Origin of the sequence: Acaryochloris sp. IP29b_bin.137 (assembly GCF_028285745.1) — a bacterium.
GTDB lineage: Bacteria > Cyanobacteriota > Cyanobacteriia > Thermosynechococcales > Thermosynechococcaceae > Acaryochloris.
On sequence record NZ_JANQOP010000096.1, the window covers coordinates 20061 to 30062 of the forward strand.

The 10002-nt window shown below is 45.7% G+C and carries 9 protein-coding genes; 5 read left to right on the plus strand and 4 right to left on the minus strand.

Features of this window, described 5'->3' with window-relative positions:
* Positions 1-126 precede the first annotated feature (126 nt).
* Positions 127-1506 carry a cytochrome P450 gene (locus tag Q0991_RS06990; protein ID WP_299486757.1) on the plus strand — a complete coding sequence of 460 codons (1380 nt, stop codon included), beginning with the start codon at positions 127-129 and terminating at the stop codon, positions 1504-1506.
* A 19-nt stretch (positions 1507-1525) separates the two neighbouring features.
* Here the strand turns inward: Q0991_RS06990 and purH are convergent, their stop codons facing one another.
* The gene (gene purH, locus Q0991_RS06995; protein ID WP_299486759.1) at positions 1526-3100 is read right to left on the minus strand and encodes a bifunctional phosphoribosylaminoimidazolecarboxamide formyltransferase/IMP cyclohydrolase; all 1575 of its coding nucleotides are present in this window, start codon (positions 3098-3100) and stop codon (positions 1526-1528) included.
* Positions 3101-3185: 85 nt separating this feature from the next.
* Positions 3186-3530 carry a carbon dioxide-concentrating mechanism protein CcmK gene (locus Q0991_RS07000; RefSeq protein ID WP_299486761.1) on the minus strand — a complete coding sequence of 115 codons (345 nt, stop codon included), beginning with the start codon at positions 3528-3530 and terminating at the stop codon, positions 3186-3188.
* Between the two features lie 563 nt (positions 3531-4093).
* On the opposite strand from Q0991_RS07000, the gene Q0991_RS07005 reads away from it, so the two are divergent.
* Genes Q0991_RS07005 through Q0991_RS07020 form a run of 4 tightly spaced genes read left to right on the plus strand, consistent with a single transcriptional unit; the run spans position 4094 to position 7513 of the window.
* Positions 4094-4846 (plus strand): IS1 family transposase, encoded by a 753-nt coding sequence (locus Q0991_RS07005; RefSeq protein WP_299486771.1) that lies wholly within the window; start codon positions 4094-4096, stop codon positions 4844-4846.
* Between the two features lie 33 nt (positions 4847-4879).
* Complete coding sequence (locus Q0991_RS07010; RefSeq protein ID WP_299486763.1) at positions 4880-5746, plus strand: glycosyltransferase family 2 protein; 867 nt, start codon at positions 4880-4882, stop codon at positions 5744-5746.
* Complete coding sequence (locus Q0991_RS07015; RefSeq protein ID WP_299486764.1) at positions 5731-6660, plus strand: glycosyltransferase family 2 protein; 930 nt, start codon at positions 5731-5733, stop codon at positions 6658-6660. Before Q0991_RS07010 ends, Q0991_RS07015 begins: the two co-directional genes overlap by 16 nt.
* Before the next feature lie 4 nt (positions 6661-6664).
* Positions 6665-7513, plus strand: a complete 849-nt coding sequence (locus Q0991_RS07020) for a glycosyltransferase family 2 protein (protein WP_299486765.1) — start codon at positions 6665-6667, stop codon at positions 7511-7513.
* A gap of 10 nt (positions 7514-7523) precedes the next feature.
* Here the strand turns inward: Q0991_RS07020 and Q0991_RS07025 are convergent, their stop codons facing one another.
* On the minus strand, positions 7524-8825 hold the full coding sequence (locus tag Q0991_RS07025) for a glutamyl-tRNA reductase (RefSeq protein ID WP_299486767.1): 1302 nt from the start codon (positions 8823-8825) through the stop codon (positions 7524-7526).
* Positions 8826-8896: 71 nt separating this feature from the next.
* Entirely contained in the window at positions 8897-9943 is a 1047-nt protein-coding gene (gene glpX / locus Q0991_RS07030) for a class II fructose-bisphosphatase (RefSeq protein WP_299486769.1), read from the minus strand.
* Positions 9944-10002 lie beyond the last annotated feature (59 nt).

The following is a 10002-nucleotide window of genomic DNA, read 5'->3' on the forward strand; positions in this document are numbered from 1 at the left end:
CACTACTATACGTGCAATTTCAATCCGCTCAGTCAAAATTGGCTAGCAATACTCTTTCAGGGCAATAATTTGGCCTTGATAGAATGGAGCCTATGGTTATCAACTTATTCCATCAGCATCAAAACTATGAGCACTCCTGCCTTGCCTACAACTCCAGCCCTGTTCCAAACCATGCAATGGATTTTCAATCCAGTTGGATATATGAACACCAATTTCAAGCGCTATGGCGACATGTTTAGGGGATACGTGACCTGGGATGGAATGGATCCTTTAATCCTGGTGAATGAACCTAAAGCGATTCAATATATTCTCACCCATGACACGGGCGGGAAATTTACGTCACCAGGCGATGTGAATAAAATATTGGAGCCATTACTGGGCCAGCAAAATCTGGTTATGATGAGTGGCCGCCAGCATCAGAACCGCCGTCAATTGGTGATGCCGCCTTTTCACGGAGAGCGGCTCAAGGCGTTTGGTCAAATTATTCAAACAATCACTACGGATCTGATGGCGGAGTGGGCCACCCAGGAGATCAAGAATATTCGTAAGCTGATGCAGAAAATAACCATGCGGGTCATTCTGGAAGCTGTATTTGGACTCTATCAAGGAGAACGCTATTCTCAACTGGAACGCCTTCTAGGTGAACGCTTGGAGATGACTAATTCCCCTTTGACCTCTGCTGTTTTTTTCTTGCCTTGGCTCCAAAAAGATTGGGGGCCTTGGAGTATTGGTCATCGGACTCAGAAAATAGCGGCAAAAACTGATGAACTGTTGTTTGCCGAAATCGAAGAACGACGTGCCAATCCTGATCCAGATCGCGTCGACATTCTCTCCATGCTCCTAGCCGCTAAAGATGAAGAAGGGAATGGGCTCAGCGATCAAGATTTGCGAGATGAGTTGATGACCTTACTGGTCGCGGGTCATGAAACAACTGCGACAGCATTAACGTGGGCTATGTACTGGACCCATTTCTTGCCAGACGTAAAGCAGAAGTTGCTGGAAGAACTGGATTCAAACGCTACCCCGACCCCAGAAACATTTGCTCAACTGCCTTATCTGACAGCCGTTTGCAATGAAACCTTGCGTATCCATTCTGTGGCTATGCTGACATTTCCCCGGCGGGTTGAAGAACCTATGGAGTTATGTGGCTATCAACTAGAGCCCGGGATGTTAGTGATGGGCTGTATCTATCTTGTACATCAGCGAGAAGATTTGTACCCTAATCCTCAACAGTTCCGCCCCGAGCGTTTCCTTGAAAGACAGTTTACGCCCTACGAGTTTATGCCTTTTGGGGGCGGTGTCCGGCGCTGTGTGGGATATGCCTTAGCTCAATATGAAATGAAGATTGTCCTTGGAACTTTATTGACCCAGTGCAATTTTGAGTTGCTGACCAACCAGCCTGTTCAACCGAGTCGCCGGGGAGCAACCTTGGGACCCAGCAAACCAATTCGCTTCCAAAAAGTAGGTCTGCGCACTCAGTCTTCTAAGACGCTACAGCCTGTCTAAGCTGAAGATAAAAGCATCTTTAATGGAGAAAGTGGCGAGTACCCGTAAAGGCCATCGCAATTCCCAGTTCATCGGCGGCTTGAATGGAATCTTTGTCGCGAATGCTACCGCCTGGCTGAATAATGGCTGTAATTCCTGCGGCGGCTGCCGTTCGTACCGAATCATCAAAGGGGAAGAACCCATCGCTGGCTAGGGTTCCGCCTTGGGCTTGATCTCCTGCTTGCTGCAGAGCGATATTAACCGAGCCTACTCGGTTCATTTGGCCTGCACCAACGCCTAACGTGGTGTGGTCTTTGGTCACCACAATGGCATTGGATTTGACATGCTTAACCACTTTCCATGCAAACAGAAGCTCGGCTAACTGGGCTTCAGTGGGTTTCCCTTGAGTGACAATCTGCCAATCCGCAGGAGGCGTTAAGGTTTCATCGGCAGCTTGGGCGAGCCAACCGCCTGAGATCGCTTTTACCGTAACCGCAGGACCACTGACCAAATCCGGCAGCACCAACACCCGTAAGTTAGACTTAGCCTGGAGTGTAGCCGCAGCTTCAGGCTGACACTCAGGAGCCACAATACATTCCAGGAAGGTTTTGGTGAGCACCTGGGCCGTATCGGTATCAATGGCACGATTCATAGCAACGATACCGCCAAAAGCAGAAACTGAATCAGCGGCTAGGGCTTTCTCATAGGCTTGAAGCAGGTTTTCCCCCTGGGCAACGCCGCAAGGGTTGTTGTGCTTGAGAATCGCGACCGTGGGCTGGGTTTCAGCCCCGGCAAACTCAGCGATTATGCGTCGAGCTGCTTCTAAGTCGACCAGGTTGTTGTAGCTGAGTTCTTTGCCCTGGAGCTGTTGAGAGGCGGCCCAGCCTGAAGGCGTATCGCTTTCTTGATACCAAACGGCATTTTGGTGGGGATTTTCGCCATAGCGAAGGGTTTGTTTCGCTGTACCTGTGATGGAGAGCTGGGTTTGTGAATCTGCAGTAGAAATGGATTGTCGGAGGTGGGTTGCGATCGCATGGTCATAACTCGCCATTCGCTCAAACACCTTAAGGGCGCAGGCCTGTCGAAAGGGCAGCGACGTCTCTCCTTCCCCTTGCTTCAATTCTTGCAAATAAGACGCATACTGCTGGGGGTCACATAACACCGTCACATGGGCATGGTTCTTAGCAGCAGCCCGAATCATTGTTGGTCCACCGATATCGATTTGTTCGACTGCATCTGCCAATGCCTGGTCTAGATCAGTAATTCCCTGAGCTTTTTGTTTCGCAATGGTTTCTTCAAAGGGATAGAGGTTCACAACCACTAAATCAATCCCCTGGATATTGTTCTCAGTTAGATCCTGTACATCAGACTCTAAACTACGACGGGCTAGAATCCCACCATGAATGCGAGGATGGAGGGTCTTGACTCGTCCACCTAAAATTTCCGGGGACCCAGTATAGTCTGACACCTTAGTTACAGGCAATCCTGCTTTTTCTAAGGTTGCCGCAGTCCCTCCACTACTAACCAGAGTAAAACCATAACTATCAATTAGCTGCTGCGCTAATTCAATCAAACCAGTCCTATCCGATGTACTTAAGAGGGCTAATCGTGTCATTGCTTAAGGATCTGAGAAAATTACAATGCTTACAGCTAATCAATGCGATAGCTGTTAGGACTTACGGATTGTTGCAAGCAAAGGGCTATTTCCCTTCATTCGCTTGCTGACGATACTCTTCTACTTCTGGTGGGTAACCAATCGGCAAAACTCTCTCTACATTAGGATGAGGACGAGGGATAATCACCCAGGTGTGGAGTACGGCTCCATAGGTCTTTTCAATTACAGCAATCCCGGCATCCATCGCCCGCTTGACTTCGGAGACATCACCCCTAAAACAAATCGCGAATCGAGCACTACCACCCTTGATATAGCTCACCAAAGTGACCCGGCCAGCCTTGATCATGGCATCAGCAATTGAAAGATTCCCTGGCAAGCCAGATGTCTCTAATGCCCCGACGGCTTGCTGAGAGGCAACTCCATTTGTCATTCATTAATCTCCACGATGTATCTGAGCACAATCTATACAACGGTATGGATACATTCCAACAGGATTCGTTCATCATGATGGTAACGAATCGCCAGAGCATAGATTTAACCCATCACTGTAGTCTATCGGTTTAGCTGTACTCTGCACATAGGCAGCTCTCTGGGCTCTCTAAATTTGACTTGTTGTATTTAACCTTAACTAATTCTTCAGTCTTACAAATCCTAAGTAGTTTATTTCAAAGCTAAAAAGGGCAAATAGAGTTGCATCTCAAGAGATAAATTTGAGTGAAGTGGTGAACCAAGTTTTCTAATTAGATCGCCCAAAGTCATTAATTGGGAATACTACTCATAACTAAGCCATATATGCTCTGAACATTTTTCTAGTTGCAGCAACCACTTAAGGAGGTAGTTTATCAAAAACTGGATATAATTTCCTACTCAGCTCTCTTCTAAATTTAGTTAACACCAAGGAATATTAGAAAGCGGTAGTCCTTTAATGTAAAGAATAGAGAAAAATAGGACTTGTCCACTATTTTCTGAGGCATAGCAACGATGGCGCTAGAAATGACCTATCCCACCTGCGGCTCTCACGATATCTCAAAGAACGGCACAACGCGACGGGGCAAGCACAACTACAAGTGTCGAGACTGTCGGCGTCAGTTCGTCGAAGACCCTCAATGGAATCCCAAAGACAAAGATGTCATTGAGCAAGTCAACTTGCGGTTACTTGAGAAGATTCCTTGGGCTGGTATCGCTAGAGTCATGCAGGTCTCAGATATCCGGCTGCAAGAGTACGTCAACAACGCCTACGCTCAGATGGCCACAACCGAATCCGTGTTGCCCAAAGCCAAAGGCAAGCTGACCATACAGATGGATGAGCTGTGGTCGTTCGTCGATCACAAAGGCAACAAGCAGTGGGTCTGGCTGGCTATCGATGCAGACACTCGAGAAATTATTGGTTGTCATGTTGGCGACCGTTCAAGAACATCAGCGCAGCAGTTGTGGCAGTTTCTACCTGCTGTTTATAGACAATGCGCCAAAGTCTACACAGACTATTGGGAGGCATACGAAACAGTGATTCCGAGCAAGCGCCACTTTGTAGTTGGCAAAGACAGTGGTTTGACTAGCTACATCGAGCGGTTGAACAACACGATGCGGCAGTGGGTCTCGCGATTAGTCAAGAAGACGCTGTCGTTCTCAAAGGAGTTAGACAACCATATTGGTGCGATCTGGACGTTCACCCATGAATACAATCGTTTGATCAGGGAGCGACTCATTAAGTCTGTACATCCTGCTATTTCTTCTGTCCTTTACTAAAAGGCACTACCAGATTATCTATTAATTAGTTAAATGAAAAGCTCTACTAAAGAGTCAGTCTACATAATTATTCCTGTCCACAATCGAAAGAGAGTGACCTTAGATTGTTTAAATCACCTTCAAAGCAATGGAGATTTAAAACGATACTCCATTGTTGTTATTGATGATGGATCTGTTGATGGAACTCATGAAGCCATTAATCAACTTTATCCAAATGTTACGGTTTTAACTGGAAGTGGTGATTTATGGTGGACTGGTGCCATTAGATATGGAATGGAATATGCTTATTCTCAAGGAGCTGAGTATTTTATTTGGCTGAATGATGATTGCTTACCTGAGCCAAATTCATTACAATACCTTATCGATTTTTTAGTAAAATATCCTAAATCTATTGGTGCGCCAGCCTGCTATTTATCAGATAAACAGGTTGCTGTGGAAAATGGATGCCTAGGACGAACTCGATTGACTGCACCTCCAGGAGAAATAATTCGTGTTGATAGTGTTGCTGGCTATTGTGTTGGTTTACCAAGAACTATAGTTGATAGCATTGGGTTGCCGAATGATCAACTCTTTCCACATTATGGTGGAGATGATATGTATATTTTAAAAGCGACCAGACATAAGTTTACAGCTTATGTGCTTGGTAGCTCAAAAGTTTCGTTGGCCGATATGAACCAACAAACACATAGTTTTTATAGCTATGTTAAACAAAGATTTACCGATAGTCTTTCCATACAAGATATTTTTGCAAGTAGGAGGTCGAGATACAATCTTTTAACCCAGTTTCTTTACTATTACGAGAAATATGGGTTCTTAGGAGTACTTATTTTTATAGCAAAGTTTTGGGCTTGGGTAACTCAGTATTGTCTAATTCAGTTTCAAATATGTGTGTTGAAATAGCCATAGCTACATTCAATGGAGAGCGGTATTTATCAGATCAAATCCAGTCGATTCTGTCGCAAGATTATTCTGATTGGCGTCTTCTCATTCGAGACGATGGATCCACAGATTCTACTCATAAAATCTTACAGGCTTTTCTTCAACAAGAACCAAGACGTCTGCAATGGCTTAATCCTGTAGAATCTCAAAATATAGGAGTTGTTTGTAACTTTAATAGGTTGCTGGAATATTCTTCCTCAAACTATACTTTCTTATGTGATCAAGATGATGTTTGGTTGCCTTCTAAGATAAAAGATAGTTTGCAAATAATCAAGCAAATGGAATACCAGTGGGGTGTTGAAACACCTATTTTAGTCCATAGCGATCTTCACGTCGTTACAGCAAAACTTCAGCTCTTCCATGCTTCATTTTGGCGTTCTCACAATCTTGATCCTACTCGTAATACTTTACGGGATTTATTAGTACGGAATAATATTACAGGCTGTACTGTTGTCATCAATAAAGCTCTTAGAAAGCTTGCACTACCGATTCCCAATTCAATATTTATGCATGATTGGTGGCTGGCCTTAGTTGCTACAGCTTTTGGAAAAATAGCTTGGTTAAGTAAACCTACCATCTTGTATAGGCAGCATCAGCGTAATCAAGTGAGTGCGCAAAGTCAAAAATTGCGATATCTTGTCACAAGACTGCAACAACCTCGAAGAATTCGGGAATACTATCGCAAAACCCAAAAACAGGCTCAGGAATTTTTCAATCGCTATGGTTCTCAGCTTTCAGCGCAAGATAAAGAGATAGTTTCTGCTTACTGTGAATGTGAGAATTTAGGTTTTTGTGCCAAAAGACAACTACTGATTCGACATAAACTTTTTGACATAGGTTTAGTTCGAAATTTAGCACTGCTGAGTTTGATTTAATATTTTGTCCCAAATTCCACTATCCGTAATTTCTGTAACACACAATCACTCTGCCTATATTGGCAGATGCCTGGATGCTCTTGCCCCGGAGGTAAGTCGAGTCGGTGGAGAAGTTATTGTTGTTGATAATTGCTCAGATGATGACAGTGCCAAAATCGCCCAACAATACCCTGACATAACTGTCTATATCAATTCAGAACGTCGAGGATTTTCAGCCAACAATAACTTTGGTATGGCCCAGGCTCAAGGCCGTTACTTGTTACTCCTCAATCCTGATACAGAAGTTCAGCCCGGTGCTCTTTCAGTACTGATCGATTTTATGGAAAGTCACCCTCAAGTTGGCATGTGTGGTGCACAACTGAAGTTTCCCGATGGCCAGATTCAGCCCTCTCCCCGTCGATTTCCTACTTTTGGTTCAACCATTGCTCGACGTTCACCACTCCGTATTTTCCTGCAAAAATCCCATTTGAATCAAAACCACCTAATGCAAGACTTAGATCACTCTCTAGTGCAACCCGTTGATTGGTTGTTGGGAGCTTGCATGTTTATCCGTAGAGAAGTCTTAGAGACCGTTGGCCCCCTTGACGAGGGCTATTTTCTATACGTTGAAGATATTGATTGGGCGCGCCGGATGCATGCTGCTAATTGGGACGTCTATTATGTTCCCACTGCCAAAATTATTCATCACCACATTGCGGTGAGCGACAAAAAACTCCTTAGCCGTTACATGTGGATGCATGTAAACAGCATGTGGCGTTATGCCCGCAAGTATATGCTACCTCCGATCCCTTTTTTATCTATCCATGCCAATTGTGATCAGGTTTGGCAATCTACCCTTAGAGCCACCAGTTGATCTTGCGATCTTAAGTATTGCGTTGTTTGGCAACCCCTTGAGATGAATTGAGGTTAAAGAGCATATTGAGTGACTGCATGGCCTTGCGACGAACTTCAATGTCTTGCTGAGCCCGCAGCTGAACCATGGGGTCATGCAAAATCTTGTTAACGATGCCTCGGGTTAGGGCTTCGATTACTTCCTGATGCTTTTCGGCGAACTCTGTTCCTAATCGAGATAAAGCTTTTTCCAATTCTTGCTCTCGAATGGATTCTACCTTCGTTCTTAAACTACTGATGGTGGGAACCGTCTCCAAGGAGCGCCACCAGACATCGAAGCTAGCCACTTCTTCTTCCAAGAGAGACTCTGCCTCCAACGCCATCTGACGGCGACTTTCTTGGTTTTGGGCCACAACGGCCTTTAGATCATCCACATTAAACGCATGGACTTGCGACAACTCATTCACATTGCTATGAACGTTTCGGGGGACCGAAATATCAAAAATCATGCAAGATTGCCGATCGCAGACAATCGGCTCCAGAATATCCCGATCCAATAGGGGCTCAGTCGCAGCCGTACTGGTAAAAATTAAATCAGAATCAGATAAGACTTCCTGCATGTCTGTTAAAGTATGCAGCTTTAGATCCGCTTCTTGGAACTGGCCTGCCAACTGTTCGGCTCGTTTCAAAGATCGATTTAAAATCGAAATTTGATTCGCACCTTTACTGAGCAGATGCTTGACCAATAGGCGAGACATTTTGCCTGCACCGATAATAGCAACCCGGTGGGCCGACAGATCTTCGGTCTTCATCTGGGCAAGTTCAACGGCTGCTGAGCTGATTGAGACTGCACCCGTGCCAATACTGGTCTCGGTGCGGACCCGCTTCCCTGCTGAGATAGCCTGCTTGAATAAGCGATTAAGAATAGGGCCAGCACCGCTATACTTTTGACTCAATTTATGGGTTTGCTTCACCTGCGCCAGAATTTGTCCTTCTCCCAACACTAGGCTATCCAAACCAGCGGACACCCGCATCAAATGCATGACCGCATCTTGGTGCAAAAGGATGAACAAATGCTGACGCAGTTCTGGTAGGGGAATTTGACTCCACTCCGATAGGAACTGCGTCAGTTCACGAATACCGTCGTCGGTTTCTTGGGCAACCACATAAACTTCCATGCGGTTACAAGTGCTCAAGATGGCCACTTCTTCTAAGTGCGGATAACTCCGCAATTGAGAGGTCGCCTTTTCTTTCACATCATCAGGAATGCTGAGTTTCTCCCGCACATCCACTGGTGCTGTTTTATGACTTAAACCGACAACCGCAATATTCATGTGTCCTCCTTCTCTGTCTAATGAGCCGCGTTGTTGGAGCGTTACAAACTTCAGAACTGAGAGGCAATCGCCTAGTGTAACTGAAGTGCTTTCGGACGTTTAGGGGTTTCAAACATATGGACGGTGTCAACAAAGCGAGCGGTCTTAGATTGAGTGGAAATCACGAGAGACTGAGTTCGAGCCCCACCGTTAAAGAAGCGAACCCCCTTCATCAGGGTACCTGGCGTAATACCACAAGCTGCAAACAAAACGGTTTCACCACAGGCTAATTCTTCCGCAGTATAGATGCGATCAGGATCATCAATCCCCATTTCTTTTAAGCGGGCTAGGTTACTTTCTTTACTCTCGCCAATAAGACCCGTTTTAACGATATCGGGGTCATACACCAACTGTCCTTGGAAATGCCCACCTAAGGCTCTCATGGCAGCGGCGGAAATAACGCCCTCAGGCGCAGCCCCAATTCCCATCAGAGCATGAATATTGGTTCCTGAAAACGCACAGGATAAGGCAGCAGAGACATCCCCATCAGTGATTAAATGGACCCTGGCGCCCGCATCCCGAATTTCCTTAATTAAATCGTTGTGGCGTTCCCGTTTCATCACAACCACAACTAATTCTTCAATGGAACGGTCCAGGGCCTCGGCTAAAATCTTTAGGTTTTCAGTGGCGGACTTGTTGATATCCACTTTCCCTTTTGCTGCTGGGGGAGCTGCTAGCTTCTTCATGTAGAAGTCAGGTGCCGCAAACAATCCACCCTTTTCAGAGATAGCAAGTACGGCCATGGACCCATTTTGACCGTAGGCCACCAGGTTGGTCCCTTCACAGGGATCCACTGCGATATCAATTTCTACCAATTCTTCAGGGTTACAGAACTGTGCAGCATCGGGTTGGGTACAAATGCCCAACTCTTCGCCGATATAAAGCATCGGGGCATCGTCTCTTTCTCCTTCTCCAATAACGATGCGGCCTCGCATATGGATTTTGTTCATGCGATCGCGCATGGCTTCCACTGCAACATGATCAGCAGTGTCTTTTTCACCTTTTCCCATCCACCGAGCTGAGGCAATCGCTGCTTGTTCAACCACCTCAATGATCTCTAGGCCGATAACGTTATCCACGCAAAGATTCCTCCTAAATGCCTGACTGTGTCTTGCGTCTGTGTCTTAAAGTAACTGCT